Below are 23,905 nucleotides of genomic sequence, written 5' to 3' on the forward strand. Positions count from 1 at the left end.
ACTCCCGCGCCCATATCGTTATAACCCGATATAGCGATTTGTTGGGCATTCAGATCAAATCCATATTGGTATATCGCGAAGTAACGATTTAAGGTTCGCTCCATCGCGATATAGCGTTTTACTCACCCGAGCCTGCCACCATGACCCTCGACCTCGACGAAATAATAAAAGCCCTGGCGCACCCAGTACGGCGAGACATCCTCAACTGGCTCAAAGACCCCAAGGTCCAGTTCCCCGACCAGTTGCACAACCATGAGTTCGGCATTTGCGCCGGGCAGATCGACCAGCGTTGCGGCCTGTCGCAATCCACGGTGTCTGCGCATTTGGCGGTGCTGCAACGGGCGGGGCTGATCACCAGCCAGAAGGTCGGTCAATGGCACTTCTTCAAACGCAACGAGGACGTGATCCAGCAGTTCCTCAAGCAAATGAGCCAAGAGCTCTGACCTGACAAGGACCCATCATGCCCCTTTCACTCCTGATCCTGGCCCTGAGCGCCTTCGCCATCGGCACCACCGAATTCGTCATCATGGGCCTGCTGCCCGACGTGGCGGCCGACCTGGGCGTGTCGATTCCCGGCGCCGGCTGGCTGGTGACCGGCTACGCCCTGGGCGTGGCCATCGGTGCGCCGTTCATGGCCCTGGCCACCGCCCGGCTGCCGCGCAAGGCCGCCCTGGTGGCGTTGATGGGGATTTTCATCGTCGGCAACCTGCTCTGCGCCATCGCCAGCGACTACAACGTGCTGATGTTCGCCCGGGTCGTCACGGCCCTGTGCCACGGTGCGTTCTTCGGTATTGGCTCGGTAGTGGCCGCCGGCCTGGTGGCGCCCAACAAGCGCGCCTCGGCCGTGGCCCTGATGTTCACCGGCCTGACCCTGGCCAATGTGCTCGGCGTGCCGCTGGGCACCGCACTGGGCCAGGAAGCCGGCTGGCGCTCGACCTTCTGGGCAGTGACGGTTATCGGCGTGGTGGCACTGATCGGCCTGATCCGCTTCCTGCCGGCCAAGCGCGACGAAGAAAAACTCGACATGCGCTCGGAGTTGGTGGCGCTCAAAGGCGCCGGTCTGTGGCTGTCCCTGAGCATGACCGCGCTGTTCTCCGCCTCGGTGTTCACCCTCTTCACGTATGTCGCCCCGCTGTTGGGTGAAGTGACCGGCGTATCGCCCCGTGGCGTGACCTGGACCCTGGTGCTGATCGGCCTGGGCCTGACCCTGGGCAACATCATCGGCGGCAAGCTGGCGGACAAGAGCCTGGCAAACACCTTAATGGGCGTCTTCATCACCATGGCCGTGGTGTCCACTGTGCTGAGCTGGACCAGCGTGGCGCTGATCCCCACTGAAATCACCCTGTTCCTCTGGGCCACCGCCTGCTTCGCCGCCGTGCCGGCCCTGCAAGTCAACGTGGTGACCTTCGGCAAGGACGCGCCCAACCTGGTGTCCACCCTGAACATCGGCGCCTTCAACGTCGGCAATGCCCTGGGCGCCTGGGTCGGCGGCAGCGTCATCGACCAAGGCCTGGGCCTGACTGCCGTGCCCCTGGCCGCCGGCGCGCTGGCCGTGCTGGCGCTGCTGGTCACCCTGATCACTTTCCGCCAGGGCGGCAATACCGACCTGGCCCCGGCAACTCGTTGACTGTTTACCCTTCCACTTTCGAGGTTGTATTTTCATGGCGACTATTTTCGACCCCATCAAACTCGGCGACATCGAGCTGAAGAACCGCATCATCATGGCCCCGCTCACTCGCTGCCGCGCCGACGCAGGCCGCGTGCCCAATGCGTTGATGGCCGAGTACTACGTGCAACGCGCCTCCGCTGGCCTGATCCTCAGCGAAGCGACCTCCGTCACGCCGATGGGCGTGGGCTACCCGGACACCCCGGGCATCTGGTCCAACGACCAGGTACGCGGCTGGTCCAACGTCACCAAGGCGATCCACGGCGCCGGCGGCAAGATCTTCCTGCAACTGTGGCACGTCGGCCGGATCTCCCATCCGTCGTACCTGAACGGCGAAACCCCGGTGGCCCCCAGCGCGATTCAGCCCAAGGGCCACGTCAGCCTGGTCCGTCCACTGGCCGACTACCCAACGCCGCGCGGACTGGAAACCGCTGAAATCGCCGACATCGTCGACGCCTACCGCGTCGGTGCCGAGAATGCCAAGGCCGCCGGTTTCGACGGCGTGGAGATCCACGGCGCCAACGGCTATCTGCTCGACCAGTTCCTGCAAAGCAGCACCAACCAGCGCACCGACAACTATGGCGGCTCCCTGGAAAACCGTGCCCGCCTGCTGCTGGAAGTGACCGACGCCGCCATCGAAGTCTGGGGCGCCGGCCGGGTTGGCGTGCACCTGGCGCCACGCGCCGACTCCCATGACATGGGTGACGAGAACCGCCTGGAAACCTTCAGCTACGTGGCTCGCGAACTGGGCAAGCGTGGCATCGCCTTCATCTGCTCCCGTGAGAAGGAGGGCGAAGACAGCATCGGCCCACAACTCAAGCAGGCTTTCGGCGGCCCGTACATCGCCAACGAACGCTTTACTAAAGAGAGCGCCAATGCCTGGCTGGCAGAAGGCAAGGCTGACGCCGTGGCCTTCGGTGTGCCATTCATTGCCAACCCGGACCTGCCGGCACGCCTGCAAGCCGACGCGCCGCTGAACGAAGCGCATCCGGAGACCTTCTATGGCAAGGGGCCGGTGGGTTATATCGATTATCCAGTGATGTAAATCGTAAAAAACAAAAGCCCTGCCTCGAAAGAGCCAGGGCTTTTTTATGCGCGCTAAATATCCCGTCAAACATCCAAACTTCTAAAGTCCCTTCAACCCTTCTTATTATCGCCAGCCACAAGACAAAGCGTCTTGCAATCACTCTCTTTGAAAAGGATTTCAAATGAACACCACCCCTGAAAACAGCCCACAGGCTGACAAAAGTATTTATGAAGTCTTCGCCGCTCAATTCAACTGGGCACCGTTGGCCGTGTTGTCCCAGTACCTCAGATCGCTCGATACGCAAGAGTACAAGCCGATGCTCACGGCGCTGATGGAGAAAGCGAGCCAGAATGACAAGATCAATAAGCAGATCCAGGCCTGGGAACAGGAACGCGTCGACCCGAACCGCACTCGTCTCGTCGTTAAGTTGATCAATCATACCGACCTGGACTTTGAAGTCAGTGAACACAATCTGCATTCGAATGCGGACAGGCAGAACTTTTCAGCGATTCTTCCTTGGGATATCCAAGCGTTGAAATTCGATCTTGCTTATAGCCGACGCCTGGGCAGTCGCAGTAAGGACATGTTCAAACACTTCATTGTGTTCGGCGATGAAGAATTTGGCTTTCGGTTTGACTTCGGTTTGCGCGTCAATACGTCCTTCGGTGTCATTTCACCAACGCTGGCACCCGTCCGGATCCACCAAGTAACCTCCATTGGAATGAGCCCGATCCAATGCACGACTCGAATCACTCGCACAGCCAATGAAGAACCTTATGGTTTTACCGTGGAACTCACGGTGAGCTGAAAAATGCAGCCTTGCCGGTAATGCTGTTCACTTAAGGCTTATCTGTGGCGAGGGAGCTTGCTCCCGCTTGAGTGCGAAGCGCTCACAAAATGGGGCCGCTACGCAGCCCAGCGGGAGCAAGCTCCCTCGCCACTGGTTCATCATTTGTCTTAAGGGAACAGAATTACCGTCTCGCCAAGGCAATCTGGCGGAGTATCTACTGACCTGTTCGGACAGCCTTGCCGAGCGAATTATTCCTACACGTTTACCAGCGCGAAACAAATTTCCTACAAAATTCGCCGCCAATTGCCTACCAACCGCGCCAACGTCGGTTTATAAAAGCACCCTTACGCGCTGTATTGACACAAACCGACGCAATTACGCATTTTGTTTCATTTGCGCAGGCTAGGGCTCAGGTGCAGCATATCCAGCCCGATCTCCACCCAACGCTCGGCCTCACCCGCCAGGGCGAAGCTGTCGGGGGCCAGCAGCCACTGGTACAGAATGCCATCGATGTAGGCATGAATGGCGACTGCAGCCCTTTCCGGGTCCAGATCATCCGGCAACTGGCCACGCTTCATCGCATTGCGCAATGACAGGGCGATGCGCACATTGCAGTCGAGGCTGACCTCGCGTCGCTGCTGGCGCAAATCGCACATTTCATCGGTGAATTCACACTTATGGAACAGGATCTCATTAATGCGTCGGGTTTTCGGGTCCAGGGCCACTTGCTGGAACAACCGGACCAGCAGCTTGCGAATACAGCCCAGCGGGTCAAGCTCCTCTTCACTCTCACTGGCACGGGCCAACTCGTCGAGTGGCTCGTGCAGGGTATCGAGCATCGCCTGGAGCAAATCCGCCTTGTTGCTGAAATGCCAATAGATGGCCCCGCGAGTCACACCGGCCAGTGTCGCGATGTCAGCCAGGGTTGTACGCGCCACGCCACGCTCGAAAAAGGCCTTTTCGGCGGCTTCGAGGATCTGGCTGCGAGTCTCCTGGGCTTCCTCTTTGGTACGACGGACCATGGCAGTAAACACCTCAATCAGGATGCGGTCAGCAATGCGTAAGAATCAGCTGAACAAAATATGAGGCGACGTCCCTTGGAGCGCGTCGCCGATCTACGCTGGCCTTTGTCAGGCTTTTGTAAATACGGATATTACGCAATTTGGCTGTTTACAAACAACCGTGTACGTAAGTATATTTCTTAGCATCCTACTAATTGAATTACTGCTGCTTTTTTACCTTTCCACCTTTCGAGTGCGCCCGTTGCGCGCCTGGACCCGAGGATTTCCATGCAATTCAAGCCAGCTGTTACTGCTCTGGTTACCGCCATCGCCCTGGCATCGCTGCTCAGCGGATGCAAAAAGGAAGAGGCTGCACCTGTTGCTCCCCCTCCTCAGGTCGGCGTCGTAACCCTCAAGACCCAGCCCTTCACCTTGACCTCGGAACTGCCGGGCCGCACCAGCGCGTTCCGCGTCGCGGAAGTACGGCCACAGGTCAACGGGATCATTCTCAAGCGCTTGTTCAAGGAAGGCGCCGACGTCAAGGCCGGCCAGCAGCTGTATCAGATCGATCCGGCTGTCTATGAAGCGACTCTCAAGAGCGCCGAGGCCAACCTGCGTTCCACCAAGTCGATTGCCGACCGCTACAAGCAACTGGTGGACGAACAGGCGGTGAGCCGCCAGGAATACGACACCGCCGTGGCCAATCGCCTGGAGTCGGAAGCCAACCTGCAGACTGCCCAGATCAACGTGCGCTACACCAAGGTCTATGCGCCGATTTCCGGTCGCATCGGTCGTTCCTCGGTGACCGAGGGTGCGCTGGTCAGTAACGGCCAGACCGATGCCCTGGCGACCATCCAGCAACTGGACCCGATCTATGTCGACGTGACGCAGAGTTCGGTCGAGCTGCTGCAACTGCGCCGCGAGCTGGAAAGCGGTCGTCTGCAAAAGGCCGGCGAGAACGCCGCCATGGTCAAGCTGACCCTGGAAGACGGCAGCCAGTATCCGCACGAAGGCAAGTTGGAGTTCTCCGAAGTCTCGGTTGACCAGACCACCGGTTCGGTGACCTTGCGCGCCGTGTTCCCCAACCCTGACCACACCCTGCTGCCGGGCATGTTCGTCCACGCCCAATTGCAGGCCGGTGTGAACAGCGCCGCGATCCTGGCACCGCAACAAGGCGTGACCCGCGACCTCAAGGGCATGCCGACCGCCATGGTCGTGGGCGCCGACAACAAAGTCGAACTGCGCCAGCTCAAGGCCAGCCGCACCGTCGGCAGCCAGTGGCTGATCGAAGACGGGCTCAAGGCCGGCGATCGCCTGATCACCGAAGGGTTGCAGTACGTACGGCCGGGGGTGGAAGTCAAAGCCACCGAAGCCACCAACGTCAACACCCAGAACCCGGCCCCCGCTCAGGCAGCTGATAAAGCAGCCGAAGGCAAAGGGGAGTAAACCATGTCGAAATTTTTTATCGACCGTCCGATTTTCGCCTGGGTGATCGCCCTGGTGATCATGCTGGTCGGGGCTTTATCGATCCTCAAGTTGCCGATCAACCAATACCCGAGCATCGCGCCACCGGCCATTGCGATCCAGGTGACCTACCCGGGCGCGTCCGCGCAAACCGTGCAGGACACCGTGGTGCAGGTGATCGAGCAGCAGCTCAACGGTATCGACAACCTGCGTTATGTATCGTCGGAAAGTAACTCCGACGGCAGCATGACCATCACCGCGACCTTCGAACAGGGCACCAGCTCCGATACAGCCCAGGTCCAGGTCCAGAACAAGTTGAACCTGGCCACCCCGCTGTTGCCGCAAGAAGTGCAGCAGCAGGGTATCCGCGTGACCAAGGCGGTGAAGAACTTCCTCATGGTCATCGGCGTGGTGTCGCGTGACGGCAGCATGACCAAGGACGACTTGGCCAACTACATCGTGTCCAACCTGCAAGACCCGATCTCGCGTACTGCCGGTGTCGGTGACTTCCAGGTCTTCGGTGCCCAGTACGCCATGCGGATCTGGCTCGACCCGGCCAAGTTGAACAACTTCAACCTGACCCCGGTCGACGTGAAAAACGCCATTGCCGCGCAAAACGTCCAGGTCTCGTCCGGCCAACTTGGCGGCTTGCCTGCCCTGCCCGGCCAGCAACTGAACGCCACCATCATCGGCAAGACCCGTCTGCAGACCGCCGAGCAGTTCAAGGCGATCCTGCTCAAGGTCAACCCGGACGGCTCGCAAGTGCGCGTCGGCGACGTCGCCGATGTCGGCCTGGGCGGTGAGAACTACAGTGTCAGCGCCCAGTTCAACGGCGCCCCGGCGTCGGGCCTGGCCGTCAAACTGGCCAACGGTGCCAACGCCCTCGACACGGCCAAGGCCCTGCGCAAGACCATCGACGATCTCAAGCCGTTCTTCCCGCAAGGCGTGGAAGTGGTGTTCCCGTACGACACCACGCCGGTGGTGAGCGAGTCGATCAAGGGTGTGGTTGAAACCCTGGTCGAAGCGGTCGCGCTGGTGTTCCTGGTGATGTTCCTGTTCCTGCAGAACTTCCGCGCCACCATCATCACCACGATGACGGTGCCGGTGGTGTTGCTGGGTACGTTCGGCATCCTCGCGGCGGCCGGCTTCAGCATCAACACCCTGACCATGTTCGGCATGGTGCTGGCCATCGGCTTGCTGGTGGACGATGCCATCGTCGTGGTGGAAAACGTCGAACGGGTGATGAGCGAAGAAGGCCTGTCACCCAAGGAAGCCACCAAGAAATCCATGGGCCAGATCCAGGGTGCGTTGGTGGGTATCGCGCTGGTGCTGTCGGCGGTGCTGTTGCCGATGGCGTTCTTCAGCGGTTCCACCGGTGTGATCTACAAACAGTTCTCCATCACCATTGTTTCGGCCATGGCCTTGTCGGTCCTGGTGGCGTTGATCTTCACCCCGGCCCTGTGCGCCACCATGCTCAAACCGATCCCCAAGGGTGAGCACGGCACACCGAAACGCGGCTTCTTCGGCTGGTTCAACCGCAATTTCGACCGTGGCGTTCGCAGCTACGAGCGTGGCGTGGGCAATATGCTCAGGCACAAGGCCCCGTACATGCTGGCCTACGTGCTCATCGTGGTTGGCATGATCTGGCTGTTCACTCGCATCCCGACGGCGTTCCTGCCCGAAGAAGACCAGGGCGTGCTGTTCGCCCAGGTGCAGACCCCGGCCGGTTCCAGTGCCGAGCGCACCCAGGTGGTGGTGGACAAGATGCGTGAGTTCCTGCTGCGTCCGAGCAAGGACGGCGGCGAAGGCGATGCGGTGGCGTCGGTGTTCACGGTGACCGGCTTCAACTTCGCCGGTCGCGGCCAGAGCTCCGGCATGGCCTTCATCATGCTCAAGCCATGGGAGGAGCGTAACGCCGACAACAGCGTGTTCAAGCTCGCGGCCCGCGCCCAGCAGCACTTCTTCACGTTCCGTGACGCGATGGTGTTCGCCTTCGCCCCGCCGGCAGTGCTGGAACTGGGTAACGCCACCGGTTTCGACGTGTTCCTGCAGGACCGTGCCGGTATCGGCCACGACAAGCTGATGGAGGCTCGCAACCAGTTCCTGGGGATGGCTTCCCAGAGCAAGATCCTCTCCCAGGTGCGTCCGAACGGCCTGAACGACGAGCCGCAATACCAGCTGGAAATCGACGACGAGAAGGCCAGCGCGCTGGGCATCACCCTGTCGGACATCAACAACACCCTGTCGATTGCCTTGGGCAGTAGCTACGTGAACGACTTCATCGACCGTGGTCGGGTGAAGAAAGTGTATGTGCAGGGTCAGCCCGGTGCCCGCATGAGCCCCGAGGACTTGCAGAAGTGGTACGTGCGCAACAGCGCCGGGACCATGGTGCCGTTCACGGCGTTCGCCAAGGGCGAGTGGGTCTATGGTTCGCCAAAACTGGCCCGCTATAACGGTGTGGAAGCGATGGAGATCCTCGGCGCCCCGGCCCCTGGTTACTCCACCGGTGAAGCCATGGCCGAAGTCGAAGCCATCGCCAAGAAGCTGCCGGCCGGTGTGGGTATTTCCTGGACGGGCTTGTCCTATGAGGAACGTCTGTCGGGCTCCCAGGCGCCGGCGTTGTATGCCTTGTCGCTGCTGATGGTGTTCCTGTGCCTGGCGGCGCTGTATGAAAGTTGGTCGATTCCGATCGCCGTCATGCTCGTAGTGCCCCTGGGGATCATCGGGGCGCTGATGGCGACCAGCCTGCGCGGCCTGTCCAACGACGTGTACTTCCAGGTGGGCTTGCTGACCACCATCGGCCTGGCGGCGAAAAACGCCATTCTGATCGTGGAGTTCGCCAAGGAACTCCACGAACAGGGCCGAACCCTGGTGGAAGCCGCCATCGAAGCCTGTAGGATGCGTCTGCGGCCGATCATCATGACGTCCCTGGCGTTCGTCCTCGGTGTGGTTCCGCTGGCGATTTCCACGGGTGCCGGTTCGGGCAGCCAACACGCCATCGGTACCGGTGTGATCGGCGGTATGCTCACCGCGACCATCCTGGCGATCTTCTGGGTGCCCTTGTTCTTCGTGACCGTGTCGTCGATGGGTCGTCGCAAAAATATCGACCAGGACAACACTCCTGAAACTTCCAAAGAGGCTGGCCAATGAGCAAGTCGCTACTCTCCCTGACCATCGCCGCCGTCGTGCTCAGCGGTTGCTCGCTGATCCCCGACTACCAGCGGCCCGACGCACCGGTTGCGGCGCAATACCCGCAAGGGCCGGCCTACGAGGCCGCCAAGGCGCCCGGCCAGGCCGCCGCCGAGCAAGGCTGGAAGCAGTTTTTCCATGACCCGGCGTTGCAACAGCTGATCCAGGTCGCCCTGGAAAACAACCGCGACCTGCGCGTCGCGGCGCTGAACATCGATGCCTATGCCGCGCAATACCGCATCCAGCGCGCGGACCTGTTCCCGGCGGTCTCGGCCACCGGCTCCGGCAGCCGCCAGCGGGTACCGGCGCGGGCATCGCAGACCGGTGAAGCGGCGATCACCAGTTCCTACTCGGCAACGCTGGGCATCAGCGCCTATGAGCTGGACCTGTTCGGTCGGGTTCGCAGCCTGAGCGAGCAAGCGCTGCAAAGCTACTTCGCCACTGAAGAAGCCCGGCGCAGCACCCAGATCAGCCTGGTGGCCAACGTCGCCAATGCCTACCTGACCTGGCAAGCCGACAAGGAACTGCTCAAGCTGACCCAGGAAACCCTCGGTGCCTACGAGCAAAGCTTCAAGCTGACCTCGCGCAGCGCCGAAGTCGGCGTGGCCTCGGCCCTGGACTTGAGCCAGGCGCGCACCGCCGTGGAAAACGCCCGCGTGCAACTGGCCCGCTACACTCGCCAGGTCGCCCAGGATGAGAACAGCCTGACCCTGCTGCTGGGCACCGGCCTGCCGGCGAACCTGAACTCGCAACCGTTGAGCGATGACCTGCTCAGCGAAGTGCCGGCCGGGCTGCCGTCGGACCTGCTGCAACGTCGTCCGGACATTCTCCAGGCCGAACGCAACCTGCTGGCCGCCAACGCCAACATCGGCGCCGCGCGGGCCGCGTTCTTCCCGAGCATCAGCCTGACGGCCAACGCCGGCACCCTGAGCCCGGACCTGTCCGGCCTGTTCAAGGGCGGTTCGGGCACCTGGAGCTTCGCGCCGCAGATCAACCTGCCGATCTTCAATGCCGGCAGCCTGCGAGCAAGCCTGGACTACGCGAAGATCCAGAAAGACATCAACGTCGCGCAGTACGAGAAGTCGATTCAGACCGCGTTCCAGGAAGTCTCCGACGGCCTGGCCGCGCGCCAGACCTACAACGAGCAGTTGCAGGCCCAGACCGATTTCGTCGCCGCCAACCAGGACTACTACCGCCTGGCCGAGCGTCGCTACCGCATCGGCGTCGACAGCAACCTGACCTTCCTCGATGCCCAGCGCCAGTTGTTCAGCGCGCAGCAATCGCTGATCACCGACCGTCTTGCGCAACTGACCAGCGAGGTCAATCTGTACAAGGCATTGGGCGGTGGTTGGAATGCCGAGACGGGCAAGAACGAGCCGGTGGCGGAGAAAGCGCCGGAGACGAAGTTGTTCTGATCCAATGCTTAAAAACACGAAGCCCACCGAAAGGTGGGCTTTTTGTTTGTGCACCTTTTAACGCTGGCTTATGTGGGAGCAAGGCTTGCCCGCGATGGCGGCCTTACGGCTGGCCAAGATTTTGTTGATCGGGTACATATCCATTGCTGCGGTAACGGCCACTTATGGTTTCGCCCTGACGGCGAGTCACTTTCGAAAAGCGCGAAAGTAACCAAAGCGCTCCTGCCCCACCACTCGGTGCCTCGCTAGGGCTCGGCATGCCCGCACTCCGGCATTGCTCCGTGGGCCGCCGCGAAGGGCCATCCATGGCCCAGCGCGGCTACCTCGGCATCCATGCCGAGGTGCCCATTGCGCAATGCCTGCGTGCGGCCATCGTGGTTAACGGGGCGCCCGAGATCAACGTCCACCGCGAGGCGGCCTAGTAGCCGACCTGGTTCTTGATGGGGACCGCGTTCCTCCTGTGGGAGCGGGCTTGCTCGCGAAGAGGCCGGCAAATTCCACATCACCACCGACTGTGACACCCACACTTGGATTGAAGTAGAGCCGTCAGAACTAGGTCGGTTGTCAGGCCGCCTTCGCGAGCAGGCTCGCTCCCACAGTTGGGTCGAAGTACAGCTGCCAGAACCCGGTCGACTGTTAGGCCGCCTTCGCGAGCAAGCCCGCTCCCACAGTTGGGTCGAAGTACAGCTGCCAGAACCCGGTCGACTGTTAGGCCGCCTTCGCGAGCAAGCCCGCTCCCACAGTTGGGTCGAAGTACAGCTGCCAGAACCCGGTCGACTGTTAGGCCGCCTTCGCGAGCAAGCCCGCTCCCACAGTTGGGTCGAAGTACAGCTGCCAGAACCCGGTCGACTGTTAGGCCGCCTTCGCGAGCAAGCCCGCTCCCACAGTTGGGTCGAAGTACAGCTGCCAGAACCCGGTCGACTGTTAGGCCGCCTTCGCGAGCAAGCCCGCTCCCACAGATTTAGATAAGAGTACGACCGGGAGAGCCAGGTCGGCTGTCAGGCCGCCTCGCGAGCAAGCTTTGCTCCCACAGATCTGACGGGTGTACGACCGGGAGAGTCAGGTCGGCTGTTAGGCCGCCTCGCGGTGGACTTTGATCTCGGGCGCCCCGTTAACCACGATGGCCGAACGCAGGCATTGTGGAGTGGGTAACCCGGCATGGATGCCGGGTTAGCCGCGCTGGGCCATGGATGGCCCTTCGCGGCGGCCCACGGAGCAATGCCGGAGTGAGGGCATGCCGAGCCTAAGCGAGGCACCGAGTGGTGGGGCAGGAGCGTTTTGGTTACTTTTGACTGGGCCGGCTTCCGGGCTCTTCAAAAGTGACCCGCCGTAAGGGCGGAACCATTAGCGGCCGTTACCGCAGGAATGGATATGTACTCCGCCAAGACTGTCAGGCCGCCAGGGAGTGTCAGGCCGCCATCGCGAGCAGGCTCGCACACAGTGGAATGCGTCCATCCAATCGGCCGTTTTGCCGTTCGATAATCGCCCAAAACCCGCAAACGGCAATTGAACCGATCCCAGGCAGCCCTTCACCATCCCTCACACAAAACCAATAACAACAGGTTCGACGCCATGCCTCTGCGCCCCGCTCCGTCCGGCTGATCCTCGATCGTTTTAACCCTCCAGCTCCACCGCAATGTTCGTAACCCACGGTTGCGGCAACAACTCGCTTCGTCCATAAAAAAACAAGAGACAACGCCCATGAAGCCCACACAGCACCTGTTCCCCAGCCTCATCGCCGCCGCCCTGGCCAGCGCCGCCCTGCCCGTTCTGGCTGCGGAATCGGGATTCGTCGAAGATGCCAAGGCCACCCTGAACCTGCGCAACTTCTACCTCAACCGCAACTTCACCAACCCGAACAATGCCCAAGGCAAGGCTGAAGAGTGGACCCAGAGTTTCATCCTCGACGCCAAGTCCGGTTTCACCCAAGGCACGGTCGGTTTCGGCGTGGACGTGCTGGGCATGTACTCGGTCAAGCTCGACGGCGGTCGTGGCACGGCAGGTACACAACTGCTGCCGGTACACGATGACGGTCGCCCCGCCGATGACTTCGGTCGCCTCGGCGTGGCCCTCAAGGCCAAGGTCTCGAAGACTGAACTGAAGGTCGGCGAATGGATGCCGGTGCTGCCGATCCTGCGTTCCGACGACGGTCGTTCCCTGCCGCAAACCTTCCGCGGCGGCCAGGTCACCTCCACCGAAATCAGCGGCCTGAGCCTCTATGGCGGCCAGTTCCGTGGCAACAGCCCGCGCAACGACGCGAGCATGGAAGACATGTCGATGAACGGCCGCGGCGCGTTCACCTCCGACCGTTTCAACTTCGGTGGCGGTGAATACGCCTTCAACGAAAAACGCACCCAGGTCGGCGTCTGGTACGCGGAACTGTCCGACATCTACCAACAGCAATATTTCAACCTGACCCACAGCCAACCCATGGGCGACTGGACCCTGGGCGCCAACCTTGGCTACTTCACCGGCAAGGAAAACGGCAGCGCGTTGGCCGGCGACCTGGACAACAAAACCGCGCTCGCCATGCTCTCGGCCAAATATGGCGGCAACACCTTCTACGTCGGCCTGCAGAAAGTCGGCGGCGATGATGCCTGGATGCGCGTCAACGGCACCAGCGGCGGCACCCTGGCGAACGACAGCTACAACTCCAGCTACGACAACGCCAAGGAAAAATCCTGGCAAGTGCGCCACGACTTCAACTTCGCCGCCGTCGGCGTGCCGGGCTTGACCCTGATGAACCGCTACATCAGCGGCGACAACGTGCACACCGCCACCGTCGATGACGGCAAGGAATGGGGCCGCGAAAGTGAACTGGCCTACACCGTACAGAGCGGTGTGCTGAAAAGCCTGAATGTGAAATGGCGTAACTCGACAATGCGCCGGGATTACAGCACCAATGAATTCGATGAGAACCGGTTGATCGTCAGCTATCCGATTAGCTTGCTGTAAAAGCCAAGCATGGAGGGAAGCTGTACCACCGCTTTCGCGAGCAGGCTCGCTCCCACAAGGGATCAGTGCCGAGTACAAAATCTGTGCTCACTGAGGATCCCGTGTGGGAGCAAAGCTTGCTCGCGATAGCGGTGGGTCAGTGGCATTTCTGGTGAGTGTGGCATTGCATCGCGAGCAAGCTTTGCTCCCACAGCATTGCCCCCCCACAGGGATTAGCGATGGACCTCAAGCCCGCGATTCGACACCCAGTTCGTCCCAGACGGATTCGGCCAGGTGGAAGGTGGCATTGGCCGCCGGAATGCCGCAGTAAATGGCGCTCTGCATGATCACTTCCTTGATCTCGCTGCGGCTCACGCCGTTGTTGGCGGCAGCGCGCAGGTGCAGCTTGAGCTCTTCATTGCGGTTCATGCCGATCAGCATGGCGATAGTAATCAGGCTGCGGGTATGGCGCGGCAGGCCCGGGCGGGTCCAGATGTCTCCCCAGGCGTGGCGGGTGATCATCTCCTGGAATTCGCTGTTGAACTCGGTCAGGGCATTGAGGCTGCGATCGACGTGGGCATCGCCCAGCACCGCGCGGCGTACTTGCATGCCTTCGTCGTAACGTTGTTTCTCGTCCACAGGAAACTCCTCAGGCGCGGCCAGAATCAAGCAGGAAATCCAGGACCCGCGCACTGAACGCAGCACCGGCCTGGACGTTGGACAGGTGCGCCGCATGGAACTCGGCGTACTCGGCGCCATTGGCGCGCTCTTGGATAAAGTGCGCCCCCGACGGTGGCGTCACCGCATCTTCGGTGCCGGCGATCACCAGCAGCGGCACGCGAATCGACGATAACTGCTCGCGAAAATCGGCATCACGTACCGCCGCGCAGTTGGCGGCATAACCCTGGGGCGAGGTCGCGGCCAGCATGTCAGTGATTTTTTTCGCCGTCGCAGGCTGGGCCTCGGCAAAGTCGGGGGTAAACCAGCGGGCAATCGACGCATCGCGCAACGCCACCATCGCATCCTTGCCGTCACGCAGCACGGTTTCGATGCGCGGGTTCCACATCGACGGGTCGCCGATCTTGGCCGCGGTGTTGCACACCACCAGTTTGTGCAGGCGTTCACTGGCATTGATGCCCAGCCATTGACCGATCAAGCCCCCCATGGACAAGCCGCAGAAATGCACCTTGTCGATGTTCAACTGATCAAGCATCGCCAGCACATCGTGGCCCAGCTGTTCAATGCTGTAGGGGCCTTCGGTCACCAGCGACTGGCCATGACCACGGGTGTCGAAACGCAGCACGCGAAAATGTTCGCTGAAGGCCGGGATCTGCTCGTCCCACATGTGCAGGTCGGTGCCCAGGGAGTTGGAGAGCACCAGCACCGGGGCGTCTTGCGGCCCGTCCAATCGGTAGTTCAGATCGCCCTCGGCGAGTTTGACGAATCCCACAACAATCTCCTTTCAGGCATTCAAGGCAAAGTGTTCGGCCACGGCTCGGGCGACCCAGGTCTGGGCCTGGCCGAGGTAGTGGGCCGGGTCGAGCAGATGGTCGAGCTCGGTCGCGGATAACTGCGCGTTGACCTGGGGTTCGTCTCCCAGCACAGCGCGCAGATGCCGCTGTTCGGCCACGGCGCGCTTGCAACATTGCTCCAGCAGATGATGGGCGGTGTCACGACCAACCCGCTGGGCCAGGACAATGCTCACCGCTTCGGCCAGCACCAACCCCTGGGTCAGTTCCAGGTTGCGGGCCATGCGCGCCGCGTCCACTTCCAGCCCTTCGGCCAGCAGTCGCGCCTGTTGCAAGGCGCCGGAGACCAGGCAGCAGATCTCCGGCAGGGTTTCCCATTCGGCGTGCCACAGGCCCAGGCTGCGCTCGTGTTCCTGAGGCATGGCGCTGAACAGCGTCGACAACAGGCCAGGCACTCGTGTCGCCGCGCCGATCAGCACCGCAGCGCCCACCGGGTTGCGCTTGTGCGGCATCGTCGACGAACCGCCCTTGCCCGGTGCAGAAGGTTCGAACGCTTCGCCGGCCTCGGTCTGCATCAATAGGCTGATATCGCGCCCCAATTTGCCCAGGCTGCCGGCGATCAACCCTAGCACCGCGCCGAACTCCACCAGGCGATCGCGCTGGGTGTGCCACGGTTGCTCAGGCAGGTTCAGTTGCAACTCGGCGGCCAGGGCTTCGGCGACCGGCAGCGCCTGTTCACCCAAGGCGGCGAGCGTTCCGGAGGCGCCGCCGAATTGCAGCACCAGCAAACGCGGCTTGAGTTCCCGCAAGCGTTGGCGACTGCGGGTGATCGCCCCCAGCCAACCGGCGATCTTCATGCCCAGGGTTACCGGGGTTGCGTGTTGCAACCAAGTACGCCCGGCCAGCGGTGTGGCGGCGTAGCGCTCGGCTTGTCGAGCCAGGGTGACGGCCAGTTGCGCCAGCTCTGCCTCGATCAAGTCCAACGCTCGGCGCAGTTGCAGCACCAATCCGCTGTCCATCACGTCCTGGCTGGTGGCGCCCAGGTGTACATAACGTTCAGCCTCGGCGCTCTGGGTGGCGATGAGTTTGCCGAGCGCCTTGACCAGCGGAATCGCCGAGTTGCCGGCACTGGCAATCGCTTCGCTCAACGCCGAAAAATCGTACAACTGGGCACGGCAGGCGCTCTCGATCGGCGCCACCGCGTCCTGGGGGATCAACCCCACTCGCGCTTGGGCCCGGGCCAATGCGGCCTCGACGTCCAGCATGGCCTGCACCCGCCCTGCATCGCAGAACACCTCGCGCATGTCGCGGGCGGTGAAGTAGGCATCGAACAGCTGATTGCCCGGTCGTTCGCTCATAAACAGTCCTTGGGAAAATGGATGCCCTTGTGGTCAGAGATTGCTCCTGCTGGCTTGCACCCGTAGGAGCTGTGTAGGAGCTGTCGAGTGCAACGAGGCTGCGATCTTTCCCAATACACTTGAATCCCAAGCGAAAGATCAAAAGATCGCAGGCTTCGCCAGCTCCTACAGGGCCCAGCGGTGCAATCACTGGCCACAATGAATCAAACAAGCCTTAAAGATCATGGTGCAAATATGCCGGCTGCTTGGGCAGGCGCAGGCTGAACAGGAATGCCACTGCCATCATCACCGTGACATACCAATAAAAGGCGTTTTCCATGCCTTGGGCCTTCAGGCTCAAGGCGACGTATTCGGCCGATCCGCCAAAAATCGCATTGGCCACCGCGTAAGCCAACCCTACTCCCAGTGCCCGCACTTCAGGTGGAAACATTTCGGCTTTCACCAGGCCGCTGATGGAGGTATAGAAACTGACGATCGCCAGCGCCAACGTAATCAGGACAAACGCCAGGAACGGGCTGCTGATGCTTTTGAGCGTCAGCAGGATCGGCACCGTGCACAACGCTCCCAGGCCACCAAACCAGAGCATGGAGTTACGCCGGCCGATCTTGTCCGCCAGCATGCCGAACAGCGGTTGCATGCACATGTAGAGGAACAGCGCGCCGGTCATGATGTAGCTGGCGGTCTTGGCATGCAGGCCTGCGGTGTTCACCAGGTATTTCTGCATGTAGGTGGTGAAGGTGTAGAAAATCAGCGAACCACCGGCGGTGTAGCCGAGCACGGTGATGAACGCCGCCTTGTGGTCGCGAAACAGCGCGGCGATGCTGCCGGCGTCTTTGTTCTCGCGCATTTCCTTGCTGCTGGTTTCCTTCAACGAGCGACGCAGAAGCAGGGAAATCAACGCCGCCGCGGCGCCTACCACGAACGGAATCCGCCAGCCGTAGGCACGCAGTTCGTCCTCGTTTAGAAACTGTTGCAGGACCACCACCAGCGACACCGCCAGCAACTGCCCGCCAATCAGCGTCACGTACTGGAACGAGGCGAAGAAGCCGCGCTGGCCCTTGAGGGCCACTTCACTCATGTAGGTGGCGGTGGTGCCGTATTCCCCGCCCACCGACAGGCCTTGCAGCAAGCGCGCGAGCAACAGCAGCACTGGCGCCCAGACGCCGATGTCCTTGTAGGTGGGCAGGCAGGCGATGAGCAACGAGCCGAAGCACATCATCAGCACCGAGATCATCATCGAATTCTTGCGCCCGTGACGATCCGCCACTCGACCGAAAATCCAGCCGCCGATGGGGCGCATCAGGAACCCGGCGGCGAACACACCGGCCGTGTTGACCAGTTGCACCGTCGGGTTGTCCGAGGGGAAGAACGCCGGCGCGAAATATATCGCACAGAACGCATAGACGTAGAAGTCGAACCATTCGACCAGGTTGCCGGATGAAGCACCGACGATGGCGAAGATGCGCTTGCTGCGTTCTTCACCGGTGTAATGGCTGATTGGGATGGTCATGGGTTATTCACTCGTTGGGGCTGACGAAGTCTAGACACACTTCGTAACACTCCCGTTCCACAGTATTGCATTGCCTGAACTGGCGCCATCGCGGGCAAGCCTTGCTCCCACAGGGATTGCATCATCTCTGTGGCGAGGGAGCTTGCTCCCGCTGGCTTGCGCAGCAAGCCCAAACTGACGACCCGGTGTATCAGGCCGGTCGTGGTAGCCGGGTTTGCGACTGCTTCGCAGCCGAGCGGGAGCAAGCTCCCTCGCCACAAAATCGCCCATCACTCAGTAATCGAAGAACACCGTCTCGGCATCCGTGCCCTGCAGGATCACATTCCACTGATACACGCCTGACGCATCGGGCTTGGCGACGAGGGTGCCGCGGCGCTCCTCGGGGACGCAGGCCAGCAGCGGGTCAGCTTCGTTGGCCTGTTCGCCGTCAAAGTAGATGCGTGTCAGCAAATGCTTGACCAGCCCACGTGCGAACACCAGCACGACCAGATGCGGCGCCTGGGTCGTACCGCCCAGCCCTGGCACCGTGCCCGGCTTGATGGTGGTGAAGCGGAAGCGCCCTTCGGCGTCCACCGGCACTCGACCGAAGCCTTCGAAGTGCGGGTCCAGGGGCTTGTCCTGGTCGTCTTCCGGGTGGGCGTATTTGCCGGCGGCGTTGGCCTGCCAGACTTCCAGCATCGCGTCGTTGACGAACTGGCCATTACCGTCGACCACCTGCCCGGTGATTGCCACACGTTGGCCAAGGGTTTGGGCAACGGTCAGGTCTTCGCGGTTCAGCCAGGTCAGGCCGATGTGGTAGTAAGGGCCAACGGTATGGGACGTGGTGGCGGTGAGCGTCATCTTATTTCTCCATCGGCGTGGCATCGCGGCCGCGCAAGACGATGTCCCAGCGGTAACCGAGGGCGTAGTGAGGGACGGTTTTTTCCAGGTCGAAACGGGCGATCAGGCGCTCCTTGGCGCGGGTGTCCGGCACGCAGTTGTAGATCGGGTCGTATTCCAGCAAGGGATCGCCCGGGAAATACATCTGCGTCACCAGGCGCGTCAGGATGCTCGGCCCGAACAGTGAGAAATGGATATGCGCCGGGCGCCAGGCGTTGTGATGGTTGCCCCACGGATAGGCGCCGGGCTTGATGGTCTGGAACTGATACCAGCCGTCGGCATCGGTCACGGTGCGACCGGTGCCGGTGAAGTTCGGGTCCAGCGGCGCGTCATGGTCGTCACGGTCATGGTTATAGCGGCCGGCGGCGTTGGCCTGCCAGATTTCCACCAGGATGCCGGGCACCGGCTCGCCGTGCTCATCCAGCATCCGCCCGTGAATGATGATCCGCTCACCCAGTGGCTCGCCGGCATGCTGGGCGGTCAGGTCGTGGTCCTTTTCCTGCAGGCGGTCGGCGCCTACCGTTGGGCCGGTAATTTCCGACAGCGAATGGGGCAGGAACACCAACGGCTTGGACGGCGAGCGCAGGTTGGTGGACTGGTACGGCGGGTGCAGATACTCCGGCTGGGTGCCCGCTTGGGGGCGACGATAACCAGGCTTGTCAGTCATGAAGCATTCCTCGGTTTTCTTATTAGTAGAGCGACGCGTCAGACGCGTTCGATGGCCAATGCCAGACCCTGGCCGACGCCGACGCACATGGTCGCCAGGCCTTTCTTGCCGCCGGTTTTTTCCAAATGGTGCAGCGCCGTCATCACCAAGCGTGCCCCGCTCATGCCCAGTGGATGGCCGAGGGCGATAGCGCCGCCGTTCGGGTTGACCTGCGGCGCATCGTCCGCCAGCCCCAAGTCCCGCAGCACCGCCAGGCCCTGGCTGGCAAAGGCTTCATTGAGTTCGATCACATCGAAATCCGCGACCGCCAGGCCCAGGCGTTCAGTGAGCTTGCGCACCGCCGGCACCGGGCCAATGCCCATCACCCGTGGCGCGACGCCGGCGCTGGCCATGCCCAACACTTTGCCCCGAGGCGTCAGGCCGTGTTTTTTCACCGCTTCGGCCGACGCCAGGATCAAGGCGGCCGCGCCGTCGTTGACACCCGAAGCGTTGCCGGCGGTGACGGTCTTGTCAGGGCCATTGACCGGTTTGAGTTTGCCCAAGGTTTCCAGCGTGGTGTCGGCGCGCGGGTGCTCGTCCTGTTCGACCACGGTTTCGCCTTTTTTATGAGTGATGCGCACCGGCACGATTTCTTCGGCGAAAAACCCTGCCGCCTGGGCCGCCGCCGTTCGCTGTTGGCTGCGCAAGGCGAAAGCGTCCTGGTCGACGCGGGACACGGCGTATTCATCGGCCACGTTATCGGCGGTCTGCGGCATCGCGTCCACGCCGTACTGGGCTTTCATCAATGGGTTGATGAAACGCCAGCCGATGGTGGTGTCTTCCAGCTTCATGTTGCGGGAAAACGCGGCGTCGGCCTTGCCCATCACGAACGGCGCCCGAGACATCGACTCCACGCCGCCAGCGATGGCCAGTTCCATCTCACCGCTGGCAATGGCGCGGAACGCGGTGCCGATGGCGTCCATGCCCGAGGCGCAAAGGCGATTGAGGGTCACGCCGGGAATACTCTGCGGCAGGCCCGCCAACAGCAGCGCCATGCGCGCCACGTTGCGGTTGTCTTCACCGGCCTGGTTGGCACAGCCGAGGAACACCTCATCCACCGCACTCCAGTCCACCGATGGATTGCGTTCCATCAGCGCCTTGATCGGCACAGCGGCCAGGTCATCGGCGCGCACGGCAGACAAACCGCCGCCAAACCGACCGATCGGGGTTCGAATCGCATCACAGATATACACGTCGCGCATCAAGCTTCTCCCGGTGCCTGGCCGTGGGCCGCCGCGGTGCGAGCTTCCAGGTCGCGCAGTGCGCGCAGCTCCACCTCGGTCGGCTCGGCGGTGGTTTGCACCTGATCGGCGAAACGGATCGCCCACCCGGTGGCCGCAATGACTTGCTCGCGGGTCACGCCGGGGTGCAGCGCGGTGACCACGAATTCATGGCTGCCGGCTTCCGGTTCCATGATGCACAAGTCGGTGATGATGCCCACGGGCCCCGCCCCGGGCAGGCCAAGACGCTTGCGCGAATCACCGCCTTCGCCATGGCCCACCGAGGTGATGAAATCCAGCTTGTCGACAAACGAACGCGCCGACTGCTTGAGGATGATCAACACGCTTTTGGCGGAACCGGCGATTTCCGGCGCGCCACCGGCACCCGGCAAGCGGACTTTCGGCTGATGGTAGTCGCCCACCACCGTGGTGTTGATGTTGCCAAACCGGTCGACTTGGGCCGCGCCAAGGAAACCGACATCGATACGCCCGCCCTGCAACCAGTAGCGAAAAATCTCACCGGTCGGTACGACCGTGTCCGCGGTTTCCGCCAGCTCACCGTCGCCGATGGACAGCGGCAGTACGCTGGGCTTGGCACCGATCGGACCCGATTCGTAGATCAGCACGACGTCCGGCGACGAGGTCAGCCGCGCCAGGTTGGCCGCTTTCGACGGCAGGCCGATGCCGACGAAGCACACGGCATTGTTCTTCAAGCGACGCGCCGCGGCGACGGTCATCATTTCGTTGGTGGAGTAGTTCATGGTTTCACCTGCGAAGCTGCTGCCAGCCGGGCCTGGAATTCACTGAAATCTCGAGTGCCGTGAATGTATTCGTTGATCCATGCGGTAAAGGTCTCACGGTCCCGGGCGATCGGGTCCCACGCCTGGTAGAAACGGTTGTCACGCTCGGTGTAGCCGTGGGCGTAGGACGGATGGGCACCGCCGGGGACATGGCACACGGCGCTCAACGCCCAGGTCGGCAGCACGCAGGCGTTCATCGGCGCGTTCAGGTCGTCGACGATTTCTTCCACGGTGACGATGCAACGCTTGGCGGCCAGGGCAGCTTCTTTCTGCACACCGAGGATGCCCCATAGCAACACGTTGCCCTTGCGGTCGGCTTTCTGGGCATGGATCACCGTGACGTCCGGGCGCACCGAAGGCACGGCGGCCAAGACTTCACCGGTGAAGGGACAGGTCACGCTCTTGATCAGCGGGTTGACCTTCGGCAGGTCAGAACCGGCGTAGGCCCGCAGCACCGCGAACGGCAGGCCGGAAGCGCCGGCGACGTAGGCATTGGCCAGGTCGGCGTGGCTGTGTTCCTCAATCTCCAGTGGGTGTGGCCATTGTTTCTCCACGGCATCGCGCAAGCGGTGCAACGACCCGACGCCAGGGTTGCCGCCCCAGGAGAAAATCAACTTGCGAGCACAACCGGCGCCGATCAACTGGTCATAGATCAGGTCAGGCGTCATGCGCACCAGGGTCAGATCTCTCTTGCCCTGACGAATGATTTCATGACCCGCCGCCGTAGGAATCAGGTGAGTGAAGCCTTCGAGCGCGACGGTATCGCCGTCATTGACGAATTGCTTCACCGCATCGTGCAGCGAAAGGATTTCAGCCATGGGGCAGGCTCCCGTTATCCAGTAGACCGACATGAAGAAAAAGGCGCGAGGTTAAGCGCCGGAGTGACTGAAGATTAAGCTTCGGGATGACGGCAAAACAATCCGATAATCGACTGAGTGTTCGTTTATCGAACAGATTGTTGTTTGGCTATCGATTTATCCAAGCACACAGCCCCCTGTGGGAGCGGGCTTGCTCGCGAATGCGGTGTCTCAGGCTGCATTACTTTGTCTGACCCACTGCATTCGCGAGCAAGCCCGCTCCCACAGGTGTTCCACTGGGGTTAGGTCGTGGGCTCAGGTCGCATCCGCATGACTGACCATGCCCTTGATCACCACCGCCGTGGTCGCCAGGGCCGCAGGAATAACCAGCGCCGTCAGGACCTGTTCGAAGTTCCAGCCCAGCCCCAGCAGTGTGGCGCCCATCCAGGCGCCGAGGATCGCGCCGAAACGACCGATACCCAGCATCCACGAGACCCCGGTGGCCCGGCCCTGGGTCGGGTAGAAACGCGCCGCCAGGGAAGGCATCGCCGATTGCGCGCCGTTGACGCACATGCCGGCCACCAGCACCAGGGTGGCGAGCACGGTGATGTTGCCCAGGCTCTGCCCCACCGCGTAGGCAAACACCCCGGCCATCAGATAGAAAAGGCCGATGACCTTATGCGGATTGAACCGGTCCATCGCCCAACCGACAAACACAGCGCTCAACACGCCGCCGAATTGAAACAACGCGCCGATAAACGCGGCCTGCTCCATGCTCGCGCCGCTGTCGCGCATCAAGGTCGGCAGCCAACTGGTCAACAGGTAGACAATCACCAGGCCCATGAAATAGGTCAGCCACAGCAGCAAGGTGCCGGCGCTGTAGGTACCGGAGAAAATCACCGCCAACACATTGCGGGCCTTGACGGTTTTCTGTTCCGGTACGCTGAAGCTCGCCGCTTGGGCAACCGTGTGCGGCTCGATCGGCGCCAGGGTCTTGCGCACTTTGTCGGTGCCGCGGTTGCGCACCACCAGGTAACGCGCCGACTCCGGCAGCCAGAACAGCAACACGACCGCCAGGATCAACGGCAGCACCCCGCCGATCAGCAGCAGGCTGTGCCAACCGAAGGCCGGGATCAACTTGGCGGAGACGAATCCGCCGCCCGCCATGCCCAGGTTGAAGCCACAGAACATGCTGGTCACCAACAGCGATTTCTTGCGTTCCGGGGTGTACTCCGAGAGCAAAGTGGTGGCGTTCGGCATCCCGGCGCCCAAGCCCAGGCCGGTCAAGAAGCGCAATACCAGCAATTGATCGACGTTGGTGCTGTAGGCCGAGGCCAGGCTGAACGCGCCGAACAGCACGACCGCGCCCACCAGTACGACTTTTCGCCCGAAGCGGTCAGCCAACGGCCCTGAACCCAGTGCGCCGAACACCATGCCAATCAGCGCGGCACTCATTACCGGGCCGAGGCTGGCGCGATCGATGCCCCAATCCTGGGACAGCGCCGGGGCGATGAAGCCCATCGCGGCCGTATCGAGGCCGTCGAGGAACACAATCAGGAAACACAGAATCACCACCCGCCACTGATAACGCGATATGGGCTGGGTATTGATGAAGGACTGCACATCGAGGCAATTGCCTACGGAGATCTGGGGCTGGTTCATTTTATTTTTATTCCAAGC

At 61.8% G+C, this 23,905-nt stretch carries 19 protein-coding genes; 8 read left to right on the plus strand and 11 right to left on the minus strand.

What is annotated here, in order from left to right:
* Positions 1–140: 140 nt before the first annotated feature.
* The 4 genes from M1D99_RS23075 (at position 141) to M1D99_RS23090 (ending at position 3,501) form a co-directional block, all read left to right on the plus strand.
* A complete protein-coding gene (locus M1D99_RS23075; protein ID WP_053182660.1) occupies positions 141–443 on the plus strand; it encodes an ArsR/SmtB family transcription factor in 303 nt (100 codons plus the stop codon).
* Between the two features lie 17 nt (positions 444–460).
* The gene (locus M1D99_RS23080; protein WP_186704497.1) at positions 461–1,627 is read left to right on the plus strand and encodes an MFS transporter; all 1,167 of its coding nucleotides are present in this window, start codon (positions 461–463) and stop codon (positions 1,625–1,627) included.
* A 34-nt stretch (positions 1,628–1,661) separates the two neighbouring features.
* Positions 1,662–2,711 (plus strand): alkene reductase, encoded by a 1,050-nt coding sequence (locus M1D99_RS23085; protein WP_458130823.1) that lies wholly within the window; start codon positions 1,662–1,664, stop codon positions 2,709–2,711.
* Between the two features lie 163 nt (positions 2,712–2,874).
* Entirely contained in the window at positions 2,875–3,501 is a 627-nt protein-coding gene (locus M1D99_RS23090; protein WP_458130824.1) for a hypothetical protein, read from the plus strand.
* A gap of 371 nt (positions 3,502–3,872) precedes the next feature.
* Here M1D99_RS23090 and M1D99_RS23095 read toward each other — a convergent pair whose 3' ends face one another.
* Positions 3,873–4,505, minus strand: coding sequence for a TetR family transcriptional regulator (locus M1D99_RS23095; protein ID WP_186704494.1), 633 nt, complete (start codon positions 4,503–4,505; stop codon positions 3,873–3,875).
* Between the two features lie 267 nt (positions 4,506–4,772).
* Between M1D99_RS23095 and M1D99_RS23100 the strand changes: the two genes are divergently transcribed.
* The 4 genes from M1D99_RS23100 to M1D99_RS23115 all read left to right on the plus strand — a co-directional run bounded on the left by M1D99_RS23100 (position 4,773) and on the right by M1D99_RS23115 (position 13,507).
* Positions 4,773–5,930, plus strand: coding sequence for an efflux RND transporter periplasmic adaptor subunit (locus M1D99_RS23100; protein WP_434571885.1), 1,158 nt, complete (start codon positions 4,773–4,775; stop codon positions 5,928–5,930).
* Positions 5,931–5,933: 3 nt separating this feature from the next.
* On the plus strand, positions 5,934–9,098 hold the full coding sequence (emhB, locus tag M1D99_RS23105) for an efflux RND transporter permease subunit EmhB (protein WP_434571886.1): 3,165 nt from the start codon (positions 5,934–5,936) through the stop codon (positions 9,096–9,098).
* Positions 9,095–10,552, plus strand: a complete 1,458-nt coding sequence (gene adeC / locus M1D99_RS23110) for an AdeC/AdeK/OprM family multidrug efflux complex outer membrane factor (RefSeq protein ID WP_186704491.1) — start codon at positions 9,095–9,097, stop codon at positions 10,550–10,552. Before emhB ends, adeC begins: the two co-directional genes overlap by 4 nt.
* Before the next feature lie 1,701 nt (positions 10,553–12,253).
* Positions 12,254–13,507 (plus strand): OprD family porin, encoded by a 1,254-nt coding sequence (locus M1D99_RS23115; RefSeq protein WP_458130825.1) that lies wholly within the window; start codon positions 12,254–12,256, stop codon positions 13,505–13,507.
* 225 nt (positions 13,508–13,732) lie between these two features.
* Here the strand turns inward: M1D99_RS23115 and pcaC are convergent, their stop codons facing one another.
* From pcaC to M1D99_RS23165, 10 genes are all read right to left on the minus strand, one after another.
* The gene (pcaC, locus tag M1D99_RS23120; protein ID WP_014336968.1) at positions 13,733–14,125 is read right to left on the minus strand and encodes a 4-carboxymuconolactone decarboxylase; all 393 of its coding nucleotides are present in this window, start codon (positions 14,123–14,125) and stop codon (positions 13,733–13,735) included.
* Positions 14,126–14,135: 10 nt separating this feature from the next.
* Positions 14,136–14,936: a 3-oxoadipate enol-lactonase gene (pcaD, locus tag M1D99_RS23125; protein ID WP_434571893.1), complete on the minus strand. Its 801-nt coding sequence runs from the start codon at positions 14,934–14,936 to the stop codon at positions 14,136–14,138.
* A gap of 12 nt (positions 14,937–14,948) precedes the next feature.
* Complete coding sequence (locus M1D99_RS23130) at positions 14,949–16,313, minus strand: 3-carboxy-cis,cis-muconate cycloisomerase (RefSeq protein WP_434571895.1); 1,365 nt, start codon at positions 16,311–16,313, stop codon at positions 14,949–14,951.
* 214 nt (positions 16,314–16,527) lie between these two features.
* Positions 16,528–17,823, minus strand: coding sequence for an MFS family transporter (locus M1D99_RS23135; protein ID WP_434571897.1), 1,296 nt, complete (start codon positions 17,821–17,823; stop codon positions 16,528–16,530).
* 273 nt (positions 17,824–18,096) lie between these two features.
* Positions 18,097–18,663, minus strand: a complete 567-nt coding sequence (pcaG, locus tag M1D99_RS23140; RefSeq protein WP_186704485.1) for a protocatechuate 3,4-dioxygenase subunit alpha — start codon at positions 18,661–18,663, stop codon at positions 18,097–18,099.
* Between the two features lies 1 nt (position 18,664).
* Entirely contained in the window at positions 18,665–19,369 is a 705-nt protein-coding gene (gene pcaH / locus M1D99_RS23145; protein ID WP_458130826.1) for a protocatechuate 3,4-dioxygenase subunit beta, read from the minus strand.
* A gap of 38 nt (positions 19,370–19,407) precedes the next feature.
* Positions 19,408–20,613: a 3-oxoadipyl-CoA thiolase gene (gene pcaF / locus M1D99_RS23150; protein WP_458130827.1), complete on the minus strand. Its 1,206-nt coding sequence runs from the start codon at positions 20,611–20,613 to the stop codon at positions 19,408–19,410.
* Positions 20,610–21,389 carry a CoA-transferase subunit beta gene (locus M1D99_RS23155; RefSeq protein ID WP_181290317.1) on the minus strand — a complete coding sequence of 260 codons (780 nt, stop codon included), beginning with the start codon at positions 21,387–21,389 and terminating at the stop codon, positions 20,610–20,612. The genes pcaF and M1D99_RS23155 overlap by 4 nt, the downstream gene beginning before the upstream one ends.
* Positions 21,386–22,246, minus strand: coding sequence for a CoA transferase subunit A (locus tag M1D99_RS23160; RefSeq protein WP_434571900.1), 861 nt, complete (start codon positions 22,244–22,246; stop codon positions 21,386–21,388). The genes M1D99_RS23155 and M1D99_RS23160 overlap by 4 nt, the downstream gene beginning before the upstream one ends.
* 294 nt (positions 22,247–22,540) lie before the next feature.
* Positions 22,541–23,887 (minus strand): aromatic acid/H+ symport family MFS transporter, encoded by a 1,347-nt coding sequence (locus M1D99_RS23165; RefSeq protein WP_458130828.1) that lies wholly within the window; start codon positions 23,885–23,887, stop codon positions 22,541–22,543.
* Between the last annotated feature and the right edge of the window lie 18 nt (positions 23,888–23,905).

This window comes from Pseudomonas sp. R3-41, from assembly GCF_054161485.1.

Coding starts and splice junctions, on each gene's coding strand:
- M1D99_RS23075 (WP_053182660.1), top strand. CDS start 141: ATGACCCTCGACCTCGACGAAATAATAAAAGCCCTGGCGCACCCAGTA.
- M1D99_RS23080 (WP_186704497.1), top strand. CDS start 461: ATGCCCCTTTCACTCCTGATCCTGGCCCTGAGCGCCTTCGCCATCGGC.
- M1D99_RS23085 (WP_458130823.1), top strand. CDS start 1,662: ATGGCGACTATTTTCGACCCCATCAAACTCGGCGACATCGAGCTGAAG.
- M1D99_RS23090 (WP_458130824.1), top strand. CDS start 2,875: ATGAACACCACCCCTGAAAACAGCCCACAGGCTGACAAAAGTATTTAT.
- M1D99_RS23095 (WP_186704494.1), bottom strand. CDS start 4,505: ATGGTCCGTCGTACCAAAGAGGAAGCCCAGGAGACTCGCAGCCAGATC.
- M1D99_RS23100 (WP_434571885.1), top strand. CDS start 4,773: ATGCAATTCAAGCCAGCTGTTACTGCTCTGGTTACCGCCATCGCCCTG.
- emhB (WP_434571886.1), top strand. CDS start 5,934: ATGTCGAAATTTTTTATCGACCGTCCGATTTTCGCCTGGGTGATCGCC.
- adeC (WP_186704491.1), top strand. CDS start 9,095: ATGAGCAAGTCGCTACTCTCCCTGACCATCGCCGCCGTCGTGCTCAGC.
- M1D99_RS23115 (WP_458130825.1), top strand. CDS start 12,254: ATGAAGCCCACACAGCACCTGTTCCCCAGCCTCATCGCCGCCGCCCTG.
- M1D99_RS23130 (WP_434571895.1), bottom strand. CDS start 16,313: ATGAGCGAACGACCGGGCAATCAGCTGTTCGATGCCTACTTCACCGCC.
- M1D99_RS23135 (WP_434571897.1), bottom strand. CDS start 17,823: ATGACCATCCCAATCAGCCATTACACCGGTGAAGAACGCAGCAAGCGC.
- pcaG (WP_186704485.1), bottom strand. CDS start 18,663: ATGACGCTCACCGCCACCACGTCCCATACCGTTGGCCCTTACTACCAC.
- pcaH (WP_458130826.1), bottom strand. CDS start 19,369: ATGACTGACAAGCCTGGTTATCGTCGCCCCCAAGCGGGCACCCAGCCG.
- M1D99_RS23155 (WP_181290317.1), bottom strand. CDS start 21,389: ATGAACTACTCCACCAACGAAATGATGACCGTCGCCGCGGCGCGTCGC.
- M1D99_RS23160 (WP_434571900.1), bottom strand. CDS start 22,246: ATGGCTGAAATCCTTTCGCTGCACGATGCGGTGAAGCAATTCGTCAAT.
- M1D99_RS23165 (WP_458130828.1), bottom strand. CDS start 23,887: ATGAACCAGCCCCAGATCTCCGTAGGCAATTGCCTCGATGTGCAGTCC.